This window comes from Nocardiopsis codii (assembly GCF_036327455.1).
Classification (GTDB): Bacteria; Actinomycetota; Actinomycetes; order Streptosporangiales; family Streptosporangiaceae; genus Nocardiopsis; species Nocardiopsis codii.
Genome location: NZ_JAUZMY010000084.1, coordinates 1 through 703, shown reverse-complemented (window position 1 = coordinate 703; position 703 = coordinate 1). Strand labels below are relative to the sequence as shown.

At 73.3% G+C, this 703-nt stretch carries 1 protein-coding gene and 1 pseudogene; one reads left to right on the top strand and one right to left on the bottom strand.

What is annotated here, in order from left to right:
- Window positions 1–346, bottom strand: a 346-nt coding sequence (locus Q8791_RS31735; protein WP_330095549.1) for an MFS transporter, incomplete at its 3' end; no start/stop codon positions are given.
- A 155-nt stretch (window positions 347–501) separates the two neighbouring features.
- Here Q8791_RS31735 and Q8791_RS31730 point away from each other — a divergent pair.
- Window positions 502–703, top strand: a pseudogene (locus Q8791_RS31730) (YbaK/EbsC family protein); the annotation flags it as partial.

Here is a 703-nt window from a genome sequence, read left to right as displayed (position 1 = left end):
CCGCGTTGACCGGGCCGCCGACCGCGCCCACGAGTACCAGGACCACCACGGCGCCCCACAGATCGGAGACGGTCCAGAGTGCGCCGAGCGCGCTTGCCGTCAGGACCAGGCTCAGCGCCATCGTCGACCGCTCACCGACCCGGTCGATCACCACTCCCCACAGCAGGAGGGTGAGCAGCAGTCCGAGGGACGGAAGTCCAGCCAGCATCCCCGCCTGCGCGGTCGTGATCCCGAAGGCGTCCCGCAGCTGCGGGAGCACGACGGGCACGCCGAACATCGCCGACACGCTGGCCACCTGCGCCACCATGCTGACGGAGAGGATGATCCAACGGTTGCGTACGGGCACCCCGTCAGCCTAGGACGGGGCCTCCGGCTGTGCCCGCCCCGGGGCGGGGCGCGCGGGTCGCGGCCCGTTCACCGGTTCCCGGGCCGTACGGCTGCCCGAGGGCGTACCCTGCCACTCGGCACCTTGTGCCACGGCACCGAGTAGGGGGAGAGCACATGGCGGACGGGACCAACCTGCCCGAGCGCAGTCGGCGGGTCGTCGAGGCACTCGCGGAGTTCGGGGCCGGCGACCGGGTGCGGGAGCTGCCCGCGTCGACCCGCACCGCCGCCGAGGCGGCGGAGGCGCTGGGCTGCGAGGTCGGAGCGATCGCGAACAGCCTGGTGTTCATGGCCGACGGGCGCGCGCTGCTGGTGATGA